This window comes from Winogradskyella thalassocola, assembly GCF_900099995.1.
Taxonomy (GTDB): Bacteria; Bacteroidota; Bacteroidia; order Flavobacteriales; family Flavobacteriaceae; genus Winogradskyella; species Winogradskyella thalassocola.
The window spans coordinates 273,363-289,638 of the sequence record NZ_FNCZ01000001.1 but is presented as its reverse complement, the minus strand read 5'-3'; the positions used below and the strand labels follow the sequence as shown (position 1 = coordinate 289,638).

The window sequence follows — 16,276 nt, the reverse complement described above, 5'->3', positions numbered from 1 at the left end:
GTTAATTATACCTACAAGGTTTTTGAAACCTTGCAGGATATAGAAAATTTTAAATTTACCCTAGCTCATAAATCACCCGAAGTGATAAGTAGGTTTTAATTTTTATGCTTGTGCCTGTTTTAGATCTTGAAAGCTTTTCTTATTCTGAAATGTAGGATTCAAAGATTTTACTGCATAACGCGGATCTTCAATAATGTCTAATCTTTCAAGTTTTGAAACTTCAATCGTTACACAATCAAATTCTACCATTACTTTTCCTGTAATGCTATAAATGCCTTTACCTCTAAAAGGATATTTGGCTGCAATAGGAGGGAAGTGAACGGTGTCTAAAAAATCACCATCACGATCTAAAAAGGTGCCAAAATGCATCATTTTTCCATTCGCTGTTTTGGTGTTTTTGGTCGTAATTAAGTAGCCTTCGATGCTAACAAGTTTATTTTCTAGTTGTATAAGGTGTTTTGCACGCAAATTACTAATCGAATGTGTTTTTAGTAAATAAAACGGATTGCAAAGGCTAAATCCTAATAGTTCAATCGAATCGAAAGCGTTTTCTAGATCTGTACTAGGTAGTTCAGGTGTACTATAATTGATACGTTCGGTTTTAAACAGTGTAACGACGTCTTCTTTAATGATGGTTTTACTAATTTTTAAATGCGCCTCCCAAAGTAATTCACGTTTGTTAATTCCTGTAAACCGAAAAGCATTGATTTTAATTAAAATGGAGATCTGATCAATGGAGATTGGAACACGTTCTATAAAATCGTCGAGCGATTCAAATTTGCCATGTTCTTGTCGTTCATTAAGAATGCGTTTAATGATTTTAGCTTCTAAGGATTGTAAAAACATAAAGCCTAAATAGATCGTTGTCTCTTTTATAATGGCTTGTGTAAACGACTTATTAATACATGGAGCTTCGATGTTGCCGTTATGCATTCTCGCTTCATGAACATATAATTCTGTGTTGTAAAATCCACCAAAATTATTAATGGTCGCTGTCATATATTCCAACGGATAATAGGCTTTTAAAAACAGACTTTGATAACTTTCTACGGCATAAGATGCAGAATGGCCTTTGGCAAATGCGTAACCAGCAAAGCTTTCAACTTGTCGCCAAATATCAGCAACCAAATCTTCAGGTTTTCCATCGTGTTTACAATTGTCAAAGAATTTTTGCTTCACTTTGGCAAACTCGTCCCGCGAGCGGAATTTTCCAGACATACCACGACGCAGCATATCCGATTCACCCAAATCTAAACCACCAAAGAGGTGTGCAACTTTAATGACATCTTCTTGATAGACCATAATACCGTAGGTTTCGGGCATAATTTTTTGCAACACAGGATGTGCTTCTTTTCGTTTTTCGGGATAACGGTAGCGTAAAATATATTGTCGCATCATACCACTTTTTGCAACGCCAGGTCTAATGATTGAACTGGCAGCGACTAAGCCTAGATAATTATCGACTTGTAATTTTTTTAATAGCATACGCATGGCTGGCGATTCTACATAGAAACAACCAATGGCTTTAGCGTTACGCAATAAATCTTTAATGCGTTCGTCTTTTTTAAACCCTTTTATATCATGAATATCAATAGGAGGTTGGTCGCTGTAATTTTCGTCAATAATTTCTACCGCTTCTTTTATTTTTCCTAAACCACGTTGACTCAGAATGTCGAATTTATAAAGTCCAATATCTTCAGCAACCACCATATCAAATTGTGTCGTCGCAAAACCTTTTGGAGGCATAAATGTGGCACAATACGAATGAATGGGTTGTTCTGAAATTAAAATGCCGCCAGCATGAATGCCTAAATAATTAGGAAATCCTTCAATATAGGTGCTGTATTTAATAACGAGTTGCGATAATTGATCGAGTTCATTACGATTATATTTTCCTCGGGTTAGTTTATCCATTTCGGACTTCGGTAAGCCAAACACTTTTCCTAATTCGCGGATAGACGCTCTAAATTTAAAGGTGTTGTAAACCGCAATAAGTGCTGTGTGTTTAAAGGTGTTGAAAATATAGTTGGTAATATCATCTCTGTCTCTCCATGAAAAATCGAGATCGAAGTCTGGTGGGTTTTGTCGGAATAGGTTAATAAAACGTTCAAAATATAAATCGAGTTCAATAGGATCCACATCAGTGATTCTTAGTAAATACGCAATAATACTATTGGCACCACTACCACGACCAACGTAGTAATAATTTTTACTTCGGGCGTATTCTAGGATTTTCCAATTGATGAGAAAATAGGAGACGAAGCCTTTTTTTTTAATGATATGAAGCTCTTTTTCAATACGCTCATACACCTTCTGCTCAACGTCGGTGCCGTAACGATAATTAATGCCATCATAAGTCAATTGTTTCAGTAACTCATAATCTGAAGTTTTATTTTCAGTTAGACATTTTTGGTTTTTGGGAGTGGTGTTTTCAAAATCAAAAGTAGTGGTGCAGGTTTCTAAAAGTTGCTCTGTATTACTGATGAGTTTTGGAAATTCTGAATAGGTCTCACAGAGGTCGTTATACGGTAGCATCATATCATTTTCATGACCTTCTTGCGACTTTGGAAGCTTACTCAATAGGGTGTTATTATCAATAGCACGTAATAAACGATGGGTGTTAAATCCTTTTTTATTCTGAAAGGACACCGTTTTTAAAACCACGAGTTTATGTTTGAATTCATTCCATTTGGAGAATTTTAAGGTATTGAGATCTTGAGGGGTAATGCCTAAAAACTCATTGGGTTTTAACTCGAAATGATTATCATTTTTATAGGGATAAATCACGAAGCAATCCTCTAGGTTTTCATCTGGTTGTTCTGGGATTTGTAAATCGTGATTGTGAAGAAATTTAGAGAGGTAGGCATTGATGTTTTGAAACCCTTGATTGTTTTTTGCAATAAGAATGAATTGCTGTTGCACACCATTTCTAAAATCGACACCAAGCACGGGTTTTATTTTGTATTTTTTTGATAAACGCATAACATCTAAACATGCAGATGTACTATTAATATCGGTTAGCGCAAGGGTTTGTACACCATTTTCTGAAGCAATAGCAAGGAGTTGTTCTGGTTTTATAGTACCATAACGAAGGCTGTAATAGGTGTGACAATTTAAATACATAACTAAAAATCTAGATTGTAAATTTAGCTACTAAGTGTAGTTTTTATTGCTTACATTTGTAGTAATATTTAAAAAAGTGAAAAGTTAAGAATGAAAAGTGAAGAGTTAAGAGTGAAGAGTGAAGCGTTATTGTAAAACTTGATGGTTTGAAATGATTTAATTCTGAGATTTTCGAGACAATTTTAGCACAAGAAATGAGAATTTATGCTTCCAACATGTCGCTTTTTTTAATACATGACTAATAAAAATAAAATTATAGATGAAACCGATTCAGGCCAATATAAAACATTTACGATCTTTAAAAAAGCTTTCTCAAGAGCGCTTTGCCGATGAATTAAGCTGGAGTCGCTCAATGGTGGGTTCTTATGAAGAAGGGCGTTCAGAGCCGCCAATAGACCGCTTAATAGACTTATCTAACTTCTTTGATATCCCTATTGATATTTTGGTTAAAAACGATTTGCGTAAAGCAAAAAACACCTCGTTTATTGAAGTCGGGAACAAGCGTGTATTATTTCCTGTAACCGTCAATGAAGATAACGAAGATTTAATTGAAATTATCCCAGCAAAAGCATCCGCTGGTTATTTGTCGGGTTACGATGATCCGGAATATATAGAACAACTTCAAAAGATTAAATTACCGTTTTTACCAACAGGCACACACAGAGCATTTCCTATTAAAGGAGATTCTATGTTACCTGTAAAAGATGGTGCGTTTATAGTCGCAAAATTTGTGGACGATATTAGGGATGTTAAAAACGGACGTACGTATATTATCTTAACTAAGGATGATGGTTTGGTGTATAAACGGGTTTATATTCCTGAAGGCGATCAGGCTAATTTGATGTTAAGTTCCGATAATAAAACCTATCAGCCCTATTTAATTCCTCGTGAAAACATTTTAGAAATATGGGAATTTACTTGTTGTATTAATACCCAAGAATACGATGAAAAAGAATTGAAATTGAGTAGTATTATGATGCTATTTCAAGAATTGAAGGTTGAATTAGAGGCGGTAAAACGAATGTAAGGCATTATGAAACAGGATATCAAATGGGGAATTATAGGCTGTGGTAATGTTACAGAAGTTAAAAGTGGGCCCGCTTATCGTTTGGTTGATGGGTTTAAACTTGTGGCTGTAATGCGTAGAACATTAGCATTGGCTAAAGATTATGCAGAACGCCATCATGTAGAAAAGTATTACGATAATGCCGATGCACTTATCAGTGATAAAGAGGTTGATGCAGTCTATATTGCAACTCCTCCAGATAGCCATCATTTGTATGCCTTAAAAGTGGCAGAAGCGGGTAAAATTTGCTGTATAGAAAAGCCAATGGCACCGAGCTATAAGGAATGTCTTGACATCTATAATGCGTTTGAAGAACTAAAGTTGCCCCTATTTATAGCGTATTACCGTAGATCGTTACCACGGTTTGATAAAGTAAAAACATTGATAAATACGAAATCTATTGGCAACATAAGATATGTCCATTGGAATTTATTGCGTACACCAAGCCCAATAGATTTATCTGACGATTATAATTGGCGTACCGATGCTAAAATAGCACCTGCTGGCTATTTTGATGATTTGGCGAGCCATGGTTTGGATTTGTTTATCCATTTATTAGGGGATATAAAAGAGGCTAGTGGAGTCAGCTTAAATCAACAAGACTTATATACAGCAAAGGATGCTATATCTGGATCTTGGTTACACCGTTCTGGAGTTATAGGGGCGGCATGTTGGAATTTTGGAGCTTATAAGAGAGAAGACAATGTTAGAATTGTAGGTAGTGAAGGTGAAATACAGTTTTCTGTATTTGGAGACGATCCTATAGTGTTAATCACTAAAAATAATACAAATACTTTTACAATTGAGAATCCTAAACATATACAATTTTATCATGTAAAGTCTATGAAAAAGCATCTCGATGGAGTAGAGAAACATCCTTCCACAGGGCAGAATGGATTGCATACGGCTTGGGTTATGGATAAGATATTGGTAAGTTGTAAAACAAAAAAAAGCGCGAAATAATTATTTCGCGCTTTTTTATTTTATGATGATATGTGTTAATCCGCTAAAATAATTAGCTTATTATCTTTCATTTCAAGTGTTCCAGAATTGATAGCTAACCAAAACCCTTTATCTGATTTTGTAAATTTAGCTTCAACCTCTTTTTCTAATTGAATATTATTTCCATCAACTTTCACATGTCCTTCTTTAAGAATAGAGACAATAGGAGCGTGATTATTCAACATTTGAAATTCACCATTTATTCCTGGAACGGTTACCGAAGTAACTTCTCCGCTAAATAATGTGGCTTCTGGTGATACAATTTCTAAATACATATTCTTTTAGTTGTTTGTTGTTAGTAGATGGTTGTTGGAAAAACTAGCAACCAACAACTATAAACCAATTAAGCTTCTGCTAACATTTTTTCTCCTGCTTCAACAGCTTCTTCAATAGAACCTTTAAGGTTAAATGCTGCTTCTGGTAAGTGATCTAACTCACCATCCATAATCATATTAAAACCTTTAATTGTTTCTTTAATGTCTACTAAAACACCTTTAAGTCCTGTAAATTGCTCAGCTACGTGGAAAGGTTGTGATAAGAAACGTTGTACACGTCTTGCTCTACCTACAGCCATTTTATCTTCTTCAGATAATTCTTCCATACCAAGGATAGCAATAATATCTTGTAATTCTTTATAGCGTTGTAATAACTCTTTTACACGTTGTGCACAGTTATAATGCTCATCACCTAAAATATCAGCCGTTAAAATTCTAGATGTAGAATCTAATGGATCTACCGCTGGGTAAATACCTAACTCTGCAATTTTACGAGATAATACTGTTGTTGCATCCAAGTGAGCAAACGTAGTTGCTGGAGCTGGATCCGTTAAATCATCTGCAGGTACGTATACCGCTTGTACAGATGTAATAGATCCTCTTTTTGTTGACGTAATACGTTCTTGCATTGCACCCATTTCGGTTGCTAATGTTGGTTGGTAACCTACTGCTGAAGGCATACGACCTAATAATGCAGATACCTCAGAACCAGCTTGTGTAAAACGGAAGATATTATCTACGAAAAATAATACATCTTTTCCTTGTCCTTCACCAGCACCATCACGGAAATATTCTGCTATAGTTAATCCTGAAAGTGCTACACGAGCACGAGCTCCAGGAGGCTCATTCATTTGTCCGAATACGAAAGTTGCTTTAGATTCTTTCATTCCAGATTTATCAACTTTAGATAAATCCCATCCGCCTTCTTCCATAGAATGCATAAAGTCATCACCATATTTAATAATACCTGACTCTAACATTTCACGAAGTAAATCGTTTCCTTCACGTGTTCTTTCACCAACACCTGCGAATACAGAAAGTCCACCGTGACCTTTTGCAATATTGTTAATCAACTCCTGAATTAATACTGTTTTACCAACACCAGCACCACCAAACAATCCAATTTTACCACCTTTTGCATAAGGCTCAATTAAATCGATTACTTTAATACCTGTGAATAAAACTTCAGTAGACGTTGATAAGTCTTCAAATTTTGGAGCTTGTCTGTGAATAGGTAAACCCGCATCACCAGCCTTAGGTAAATTTCCTAATCCATCAATAGCATCACCAATAACGTTAAAAAGACGTCCGTAAACATCTTCGCCAATTGGCATTTGAATTGGAGCACCAGTTGCAATAACTTCTGTTCCTCTACTTAAACCATCAGAAGAATCCATAGCAATAGTACGTACGGTATCTTCACCAATGTGAGATTGTACTTCTAATACTAATTTTGAACCATCTTGGTTGTTAATTTCTAACGAATCATAGATCTTTGGAAGCTCTGAACCAGCAGCGAATTCTACATCGATAACTGGGCCTACGATCTGTGCAACTTTACCTGTAACTTTTGACATTACTTATATGTTTTTGTTTTGCAATAGTTTAAATGTGAAAAACAGCTTTCTCAATCAAGTTGAGTACGTGTGTTTTTCGCGCTGCAAAGATATGGTTTTATTTAAAAAAATAACAGTATTTTTTGAATAAAAAAACACGCTCGTTTTGAGCGTGTTTTTGTTATAAAAATATATGTGTGTTTATTGAAGTGTTGGCGAATAGTTAGTAGGATAATCTCCTGTATTTGCTTTAACACCTGCAGCTATAAAATTAGATCCATAGGTCATATCTATCGCTTCTAAAAATTTATTAGCCATTACAGCATAACCTCTCGCGGTTAAATGAACACCATCTAAACTGACAAGACCTCCAGTTACCAAATCGGTTGTTAAGGTAAAATCACTATCAGAGATCCCCGTAGCTGAAGCTTCTTCTAAAATACCTTTAAAATCTACGACTGCTAATCCTTTAGATGCTGCTACGGCATCAATAGTCATATTATAAGCATCAGTTGCGTTTTTAATAGCAAGTTGTTCACTCGGTAATAACACCCATTTATCAGCTAGAGGATTTGTAACACCTTCCACTGAAAATTGGCCTGCAAGACTTTCTGGTAAACCTTGTGATTGTAAATAAGCAAAGGTTGTTGTGTTTACTGTCCCAATAATAGAACTACTCGGTAGTACTAATAATTCGGCAGAAGTTGCTTGTCTTGTTTGTCCGTAAATGCTACCTAATAGGTTGGCAACTAATGGAGCTGCTGCTGCAGGCAATCCAAACGATTCTACAAAAGCAGGAAACGTTGGACTCGCATTTAAAACCCCAATCATTTGAGCCGAGATATCTGTTAATGTTTCATCTTTTATGACAACAGCACTTGCTTCGGTCGATGAAAAAACTACAGAGCGTTCTGCGGCATTACTAATTGCACCAACAGATTGTAAATAAGCATATACTTGATTTAATTGTCCAAAAACCCCATTTAATGTTGGAATTAACGGTCCGAAACTAGGATTCGCAGGACTTAATGGATTATGAGGTACCGTTGTAAAATGCGATAAGTTTGTGATGTAAGGTACATTCGCAAGAGCTCCTTTTGCCCCGTTTGCAGTTAAACCATCTACTAGACCTGAAAAAACTTGGGCAAATACGTTAGGATCTGTAATATCGTTTCCTCCATATGTAGATGGATCTAAATTCCCTGTTTGATCAACACCTGTTCCTCCAGAGGTTGCATAGGCCAATACATCGTTTCCGCCTACTTCAGAAAGTGTGAAAAACGTTGGGCTTTGAGCCACAGCATCACCAATAATAGTTGCGTTTGGGGATGAAGCCATTCTAGCGTAATACGGATTGGCAGCTCCCACAGGAACTCCTGCAAGATTACCATAGCCAGGTGCTATAAGGTGAAAACTTTTTGCGCCAGGTACTCCCATATTATTAAAAGGTCCTGATAAAACACTTGTAGTTTCGGTTGTAGGCGTTGCAGGTAAACCTACAGGTCCAGAACCATTAAAAAATAATCTTGGATTGGTTATAACGTTTCCGCTATATAATAGCCCACCAATATTATCACTCATTAAAGGTTGTGTGAAGCTGCCACCATTACTAAAAGCAAACTGTTGTGATAGTATATTTGGGAATGAGTTTTCTTGCGCATTAATAAATAAGGCATTATCTGTGAAGCCGGCGGTGAAAGATGCCCCAACGGCAACATATTTTGAAAAATCTAAGGATCCCGTTGTTAATTCTGGTAAAGGTTCAGCGGTTGGTGAATAATCGTAGTCGTCTTCACTACAAGCTGTAAACCCTATAAGGACCGCTGAAAGAAATATATATTTAAACTTTTTCATTTTATATCAATTTTATAAGTTATTAATAGTCCAAGATGCATAATACATAGAGCCAATACTTCCTACTCCAATAGCAGTAAAGTATTCATCTCCAAGTAAGTTTGTAGCACCTAGTTTTAATGAGGACTTTAGCGCAGGTATTTTGAAATTCACTTGAGCATCTAAAACATGATAGGCTGGGATGTCTCCGTTACCGAAGGTTGCTTGCCAATAATAGTTATCACTCCATCTCCAAGCAAGATTAAATCCGATATTTTTAACGACCTCTGTATTTCCAAAACTAAGTTTAGTCTTGTGTTCTGGAGTATTAAAACTTGTGATAAAATCAGGGAACGCAGCTTGATCAAAATCTTGTTTCGTATAAGTATAACTTCCACCTAAATCAAAACCGCCTAAAACTTTTACATCTAAACCTATAGATCCACCATATGAATTAACATCTGCTTCTGAATTACTGTAGGTTTGGTAATCTTTGTAATCGCGATTTGAAATTGCATCCACAGAAATATCGTTGGTTCCAGCCGTTCCATATAAAGGTGCACTAACAATTTCTCCAGAAATAAAGTCTTGGTATTTGTTATAGTAAATACTCATATCTATGATTACCTTATCTAATTTACCTCTATATCCAACTTCCATAGACGTAATTTTTTCAGGTGTAACGATATCAGAATTACCTACTTCTAATAAGCTAGCATCTCTAGTCCCTACGGTATTACCACTCGCCAAATAAGCTATTACAGACGAATTTAAGTATGAATTTTCATAAGCCGCACGACCTGTTTGAGTAATCGTAGCTGGCTGACCTAAAGCAATACCACCTGGATTAACGTTGTGAGTTCTTTCATAACGATCTAAATTTGTAGGTGCAGAACCAACTAAGACTCTTGCTCCAGCGTCAAGACCAATAAATAAATCTTGCGTGGTTGGGTTTCTAAAACCTGTTTGTAACGACGCTCTAATATTATGATTTCTGTTTACCGTTAAACCAGCAGAGATTCTTGGAGAAAGAAAGCCATCAAAAAATTCTGACTTATCATAACGTGCAGAAGCTGTAAGTTTTAATGTCATATCTTCATTTAACTCTAATTCTTTTTGAAGTTGCGTATAGATTCCATATTCAGAATAATCGATAGGGCCATCAAAATCCGTGTAAATTGTTCCAGAAGAATTTAAACTGTATTTTCTGTAAGAACCACCTACTTGAACATCTACGGCATCCCATAAATGACTAAAGTTGTAATTAGCATCACTATGATAGTATTTTGATTGATCTTGAAATTTTGATCCGGTAAGTAAGCTAGGGTCATTGATACTTCTTTCAAATGCAGCATCAAATTCTGGAGTACCTGGTTCGAATCTACCTGTTTCTGCAGCTGCTCTTGCGGCAACATGTGCTTGAGTGTCTGTAGCACCCCCTAATGTTGCACCTGCATATGCTCCAATGTATTCTTGAAACCATTGTGCGTGAGGTTTCCAAGCATTCAGAATGTTAACACCTGTAAAGACCATATCATAAGAATCTCCAGCGTCATCAGAAACTACATAACCTCTAACGAAGAAATTATCATTTCTCACTTCAATTTTATGTTGTTGTTGAGAGAAACCGGCAATATTGTACCTGTTACTACCTTGGTATATCGTATTACCTGTACCATATTTTCCGATATATTGAATTTCAAAATCGTTTTCCCAAGGTCTAAAGTATAATCCCCAATCGGCTTTAATACTTTCCGCATTATAGTCTGTTAGGTGTCTTTCTTCGTAACCTGTTCTACTTACTACTACATCTGGAATAATACCTAAACCTGATGCTGTTCTAATATTGGTAGAAACTAAATCACCGTATACGTTGATTCCGTCATAACCTACACTTTCTCTTGTGTCACCTGTTCCTGGTTTACCGTTATAGTTATTAGCAGTCCAGTCAGTTCCTTTTAACCATCCAAAGTTCACTTTGGCTGCAAATTTTTCGCTAAATTTATAAGCCATTCTAATACCAGAATCTCTATAAGTATTGTCTCCACCTGCATCTTGTGATGTTATACCTTGTTTGTGGTAACCGCTTATACCTTGAAAGTCAAAAGGACTCTTGCTACGCATAAATAAGATACCATTAAAAGCATTTGCTCCATATAGTGCAGATGCCGCTCCAGGTAATAACTCAACACTAAATACATCAGTTTCGTTCATTCCTACCAAATTTCCAATAGGAAAGTTTAATGCTGGTGCAGAATTATCCATACCATCTACTAACTGCATAAAACGTGTGTTTGCGAATGTTGCAAAACCTCTAGTGTTTATAGATTTGAAGGTTAAACTATTTGTGTTGACGTCAACACCTTTAAGGTTTTCTAGTCCTTCATAGAAACTTGCGGAAGCTGTATTTTTAATTTCTTTTAAGCCGAAACGTTCTACAGTTACTGGTGATTCGAAAATTCGTTCAGGGGTACGTGATGCAGAAATTACAACTTCATCAAATGAGTTGCCCTCAGCTAATGTTACGTCTACGACTTGATTGTTGGAAGTAATCTCGATAGTTTGAGGTTCAAAACCAGCGTAACTTACACGAATTGAAAAGGGTAGTTCTTGAGTAGCTGTTAGGGTATAGTTTCCGTCAAAGTCAGATACTGTACCTGTACTAGTTCCTACTATTACAATGTTTGCACCAGGTAATGGTAACCCAGTATTGTCAATAATTTTACCTTTTATAGTGGTTTGAGCAAAAGATGCCACACAAAAAAGCATAGTGAAAAGCTTTAAGATTGTCTTCATGTTAGAGATTAGTTAATTAATTAGATGAGCAATTTAATTAAATATATGAAAATTCAATAAGAAATTCTCATAAAATTATGCACGCATAGCATTTTGTTGTAAAAATAAAGCCTAAAAATTGAGAATGTTTCAATTTTTAGGCTCTGAAATATGATTTTGATAACTGTTCTTGCTTATTCTACAGTAACAGATTTAGCTAGGTTTCTAGGCTGATCCACATTTTTTTCTAACATTACAGCAATATGATATGATAATAACTGTAAAGGAATAGTGGTTAATAAAGGAGTTAAGCACTCTAATGTTTCAGGTACTTCAATCACATGATCTGCAAGTTCCTTAACACTTGTATCGCCTTTTGTAACAATACCTATAATTTTACCTTTTCGAGCTTTAATTTCTTGAATGTTACTCACCACTTTATCATAATGTCCCATTTTAGTTGCAATAACGATAACTGGCATATGCTCATCAATAAGAGCAATAGGACCATGTTTCATTTCTGCGGCAGGATATCCTTCAGCATGAATATAAGAAATCTCTTTAAGTTTTAAAGCTCCTTCTAAAGCGACAGGGAAATTAAATCCACGACCTAGATATAAACAGTTTTTAGAATCTTTATAAATTTCTGCAACAGTTTTTACGTAAGCATCCGATTTTAAAGCTTCTTCAACTTTTCCAGGGATGGTTTCAAGCTCAATAAGGTGATGTCTAAATTCTGAACTCGACATGGTACCTTTAGCTCTCGCAAGACGTAATGCCATTAAGGTTAATACAGTAATCTGTGTAGTAAAAGCTTTAGTTGATGCTACTCCAATTTCTGGGCCAGCATGCGTATAAGCACCTGCGTCTGTTTCTCTTGCTATCGTTGATCCAACAACATTACACACTCCAAAAACAAAAGCTCCTTTGGATTTTGCTAATTTTATAGCAGCTAAAGTATCTGCGGTTTCACCAGATTGAGAAATAGCGATAACAATATCTTTTTCTGTAATTACAGGATTTCTATATCTAAATTCTGAAGCATACTCTACTTCAACAGGAATTCTCGCTAAATCTTCAAATATATATTCTGCAACTAAGCCAGCATGCCAAGATGTACCACATGCTACGATGATGATACGGTCAGCTGCTAAGAATTTTTTCATATTATCCTCAACACCAGCTAATTTAATCATGCCTTCATTACTTAGTAAACGACCTCTAAAGGTGTCTAAAATAGCACTAGGTTGCTCATAAATCTCTTTAAGCATAAAATGGTCGTAACCACCTTTTTCGATTTGTTCTAAATTAAGTTGAAGTTCTTGTACATAAGGATCTACTAAAACGTCATTCTTAATTTTTCGGACTTTTATTTTTTTACCTCTTCTAATAATGGCCATTTCTTCATCTTCAAGATAAATAGCGTTCTTAGTATATTCTATAAAAGGAGAAGCGTCACTTGCTATGAAAAACTCATCATCACCAATACCTATTGCTAATGGGCTACCGAGTTTTGCTACAACAATTTCATTAGGTTTATTCTTGTCAAAAACTGCAATAGCATAAGCACCTACAACTTGGTTTAAAGCAACTTGAACGGCTTTACCTAGTTTTAGGTTATCGTTTTTTTGTACCTCTTCAATAAGATTAACCAATACTTCGGTATCTGTATCTGAATGAAACGTGTAACCACGTTTAATTAATTCTTTTTTTAAGGAATCGTAATTCTCAATGATTCCATTATGAATAATGACTAAGTCTCCAGAATTAGAGTAGTGCGGGTGAGAATTTACATCGTTTGGTACACCATGAGTAGCCCAACGTGTATGTCCAATACCTAAAGTTCCATCTGTAGAAATTTCGTTCTCTATTTTATTTTTGAGGTCAGAAACTTTGCCTTTAGTCTTTGATAGTTTAATTGCATTTCCGTCGTATAAGGCAATACCAGCACTATCATAGCCTCTGTATTCTAGTCTTTGAAGTCCTTTAATAATAATAGGATAAGCCTCTCGATGGCCAATGTATCCAACAATTCCACACATAGGTTATTTTTTTTAGTAATTTGGTTCTGTATAATATATTTCTAAGTAAACACGCTTACTTTGATCCGATTCAGGTGTATTGTTACCATACAATATAGTTCCTCTTGGTGTTAGGATTGAGCTTACAGGAACTGTTAAATCTAAATCATCAACGGTTTGCACTTTATTCTGTGAAAAGCTAACACTAGGGTCTTCGATATTTACGTTTAGAGAAACAGCTAAACCAAGTTCAACATTTGTAGAATCTCTTAATAATAAATTGTTGATATGTTCCGTAATTTTCAATTTGTATTTTACACCTTTACTACTTGGCTCATCGTCTACACGTTGTAAAGCGCCAAGATGTCTAATCTTAGAAAACGAAGGTAGAGCGGTATTAGTAACATCTAAATAATAATCGATTAACGGCGTTTTATTTGGTACATCATACAGATACAAGCGATTAGGTTCATTTTCTGGATCTTCATTTAATAAGTCTAGTTGATCTCTATCAACATAAAAAACAAGATTTGCTTCGTTTACTAGGCGTTTAGAACTCTCAAATGTATCATCTTCTGGGTTTAAGTTAACAAAATCATTTCTGAATTTGTCAAATTTAGTCATACCAGCTTCGTCATCGTAGCCATCAAATAATTTTATCCCGGCAATAGCACCTTGTCCTCCTTTTAAGTAGATTCTACTATCTCCAGCATCTGAATCTCCATTATCAATAGGTAATGTAAAATCGTTTACAAGAAAATTAATTTTATTAGAGCCAAAGTTAAGAACGTAAGTTGAGTTATCTCTTATATCTGCTCCATCTGTAGTTGATGCTGTTAATTTTGAGTAATAAATTGTGATGTTAGCATTATTTGTGCTTCCTGTGTTTAAAACAAGAAAACTGCCATCATCGTTTACTGCTTCAGCTTTAAAATAAAGACCTCTAAAATACTCTGTAAAATTATTTAAGTTACTTAAAACAGGATCTCCCTCTTTAGCTAGTATTTTATCTTCCCAAAAAGAAGGTTCTAACATAATTCTTATTCCTGGAGATTGGTTTAGTAATAGAGTTTTATCTCCATTTTCATCTAATTCATTAACGTCTTTTAAGCTATAGCCTTTGTCGTTTATGTCAATCTCATTGTTAACTACAGTCATAATACTACCTGTGTCGTTGTCATAATCTACAAAAGTAAGTTCTGCACCCTCTAAAGCCGTAGTTGATATTGTCTCTGACGACGAAGCCGTTTGGTCTGAATAATAAGCTTGCTCTTCATTAAAACCAGCGCTAGGATCAAAATCTCTTATAAAATAATTATTTTCAAAAATTCTCAATTTTATGTTATTGTAATTTTCTCCTTTAGAGATCACTGAATCTAGTGTGTAAGTAATGTTACCATCATCGTCAATACCTGTTGCAGTGCTAAAATAGGGGAGGGTAACCACAACAGAATCAATCTTTGCTTCGTCTCCAAAAGTTGGATTGTACGTAATTGGTGTTAACTGTGTTACAAAACTTGAAGTTGTTCTACCATAGGCATCATCATATATGCCTAATGTGGTTAGTCCAAGACGATTCGTTTGTACTGGTGCTAAAGCCTTGGTATATGCTACGACATCGTATTTATCTGAATCAATATCAAAATTTGTTGCAACACCACTATTTATAAGATCAGACTCTAGGGATACAAAATCATCATCACAGGCACTAAAACTTAGAACAATTAGGCCAATTGATAGGATCTGTAGGGCAATTTTATTTTTTTTCATAGGTAATATTAACTATTTAATACAGCGTTGTTATAAAACTCTGTGTATGGATCTGCAAATTCATCAATTGAATAATAGTCTAATACAGGTTTTGTTAAATCGTTTAAATACGTATCTAATTCTTCAGGTAACTCTTGAGAACCTCTAATAACGGCGTCAGAATTATCAATCGCAACTTTCATTAAATTAATATAATCTGGTTGCTTTAATAGTTCTGTTGTTTCTGCATCCAAACCATCAAAATTTACTTTAGATATCATGTCTTTATCTAACGTCCCTTCAAAGCTTTGATTGTAAACAGAGGTTACAATTTTACTTTCAGTAAATAAAGGTTCCGTTTTATAAAACTCTTTTAAGTACAATGGAAGTAATGACGCCAACCAACCATTAACATGAATAATATCTGGAGCCCAATTCAGTTTTTTAACCGTTTCTATAACACCTTTTGCAAAGAAAATGGCACGTTCGTCGTTATCTGAAAATAATTTTCCGTCTTCATCTGTTAAGGTTGCTTTTCTTTTAAAATAATCTTCATTATCTATAAAGTAAACCTGGATACGTTCTTTAGGAATAGATGCTACCTTAATAATCAAAGGCATGTCTAAATCGTTAATCACTAAGTTAATACCAGAAAGTCTAATAACTTCGTGCAATTGATGTCTTCTCTCATTAATATTTCCAAAGCGAGGCATAAATATTCTAATCTGACCTCCTTGTTTGTTTACCATTCTTGGCGCTTCAAATGACATTGAAGAAATCTCAGTTTCTGGTAAATATGGAACAACTTCCGAGGACACATACAATATTCGTTTATCTTTCATAAATCTGCTGCTTTTGAAATTAATAGTAAAAAAC

10 protein-coding genes are annotated in these 16,276 nt (G+C 35.1%); 2 read left to right on the top strand and 8 right to left on the bottom strand.

The features are described from left to right. Positions 1-102 precede the first annotated feature (102 nt). Complete coding sequence (locus BLT80_RS01200) at positions 103-3,123, bottom strand: DNA polymerase III subunit alpha (protein WP_092465764.1); 3,021 nt, start codon at positions 3,121-3,123, stop codon at positions 103-105. A 259-nt stretch (positions 3,124-3,382) separates the two neighbouring features. Here BLT80_RS01200 and BLT80_RS01195 point away from each other — a divergent pair, with 259 nt between their 5' ends. Together BLT80_RS01195 and BLT80_RS01190 are read left to right on the top strand one after the other, a co-directional pair. Continuing rightward, positions 3,383-4,150 (top strand): XRE family transcriptional regulator, encoded by a 768-nt coding sequence (locus BLT80_RS01195; protein ID WP_092465763.1) that lies wholly within the window; start codon positions 3,383-3,385, stop codon positions 4,148-4,150. A 6-nt stretch (positions 4,151-4,156) separates the two neighbouring features. After that, positions 4,157-5,152 carry a Gfo/Idh/MocA family protein gene (locus tag BLT80_RS01190; RefSeq protein WP_092465762.1) on the top strand — a complete coding sequence of 332 codons (996 nt, stop codon included), beginning with the start codon at positions 4,157-4,159 and terminating at the stop codon, positions 5,150-5,152. A gap of 35 nt (positions 5,153-5,187) precedes the next feature. On the opposite strand, the gene BLT80_RS01185 is transcribed toward BLT80_RS01190, so the two are convergent. The 7 genes from BLT80_RS01185 to BLT80_RS01155 form a co-directional block, all read right to left on the bottom strand. Further along, positions 5,188-5,466, bottom strand: a complete 279-nt coding sequence (locus BLT80_RS01185) for a F0F1 ATP synthase subunit delta/epsilon (RefSeq protein WP_092465761.1) — start codon at positions 5,464-5,466, stop codon at positions 5,188-5,190. A 68-nt stretch (positions 5,467-5,534) separates the two neighbouring features. Then, on the bottom strand, positions 5,535-7,043 hold the full coding sequence (gene atpD, locus BLT80_RS01180) for a F0F1 ATP synthase subunit beta (protein ID WP_092465760.1): 1,509 nt from the start codon (positions 7,041-7,043) through the stop codon (positions 5,535-5,537). A gap of 180 nt (positions 7,044-7,223) precedes the next feature. Beyond that, entirely contained in the window at positions 7,224-8,876 is a 1,653-nt protein-coding gene (locus BLT80_RS01175) for an SGNH/GDSL hydrolase family protein (protein ID WP_092465759.1), read from the bottom strand. A gap of 12 nt (positions 8,877-8,888) precedes the next feature. Further along, positions 8,889-11,651, bottom strand: coding sequence for a TonB-dependent receptor (locus tag BLT80_RS01170; RefSeq protein ID WP_092465758.1), 2,763 nt, complete (start codon positions 11,649-11,651; stop codon positions 8,889-8,891). 173 nt (positions 11,652-11,824) lie between these two features. After that, positions 11,825-13,672: a glutamine--fructose-6-phosphate transaminase (isomerizing) gene (gene glmS, locus BLT80_RS01165; RefSeq protein ID WP_092465757.1), complete on the bottom strand. Its 1,848-nt coding sequence runs from the start codon at positions 13,670-13,672 to the stop codon at positions 11,825-11,827. A gap of 12 nt (positions 13,673-13,684) precedes the next feature. Continuing rightward, positions 13,685-15,421 carry a BamH family beta-barrel-assembly machinery protein gene (locus tag BLT80_RS01160; RefSeq protein WP_092465756.1) on the bottom strand — a complete coding sequence of 579 codons (1,737 nt, stop codon included), beginning with the start codon at positions 15,419-15,421 and terminating at the stop codon, positions 13,685-13,687. An 8-nt stretch (positions 15,422-15,429) separates the two neighbouring features. Next, positions 15,430-16,242: a glycogen/starch synthase gene (locus BLT80_RS01155; RefSeq protein WP_092465755.1), complete on the bottom strand. Its 813-nt coding sequence runs from the start codon at positions 16,240-16,242 to the stop codon at positions 15,430-15,432. Positions 16,243-16,276: the final 34 nt, after the last annotated feature.

Bases quoted from the DNA above. Each gene is read 5' to 3' on its own strand.
- BLT80_RS01200 (WP_092465764.1), bottom strand. From the start codon at position 3,123: ATGTATTTAAATTGTCACACCTATTACAGCCTTCGTTATGGTACTATA.
- BLT80_RS01195 (WP_092465763.1), top strand. From the start codon at position 3,383: ATGAAACCGATTCAGGCCAATATAAAACATTTACGATCTTTAAAAAAG.
- BLT80_RS01190 (WP_092465762.1), top strand. From the start codon at position 4,157: ATGAAACAGGATATCAAATGGGGAATTATAGGCTGTGGTAATGTTACA.
- BLT80_RS01185 (WP_092465761.1), bottom strand. From the start codon at position 5,466: ATGTATTTAGAAATTGTATCACCAGAAGCCACATTATTTAGCGGAGAA.
- atpD (WP_092465760.1), bottom strand. From the start codon at position 7,043: ATGTCAAAAGTTACAGGTAAAGTTGCACAGATCGTAGGCCCAGTTATC.
- BLT80_RS01175 (WP_092465759.1), bottom strand. From the start codon at position 8,876: ATGAAAAAGTTTAAATATATATTTCTTTCAGCGGTCCTTATAGGGTTT.
- BLT80_RS01170 (WP_092465758.1), bottom strand. From the start codon at position 11,651: ATGAAGACAATCTTAAAGCTTTTCACTATGCTTTTTTGTGTGGCATCT.
- glmS (WP_092465757.1), bottom strand. From the start codon at position 13,672: ATGTGTGGAATTGTTGGATACATTGGCCATCGAGAGGCTTATCCTATT.
- BLT80_RS01160 (WP_092465756.1), bottom strand. From the start codon at position 15,421: ATGAAAAAAAATAAAATTGCCCTACAGATCCTATCAATTGGCCTAATT.
- BLT80_RS01155 (WP_092465755.1), bottom strand. From the start codon at position 16,242: ATGAAAGATAAACGAATATTGTATGTGTCCTCGGAAGTTGTTCCATAT.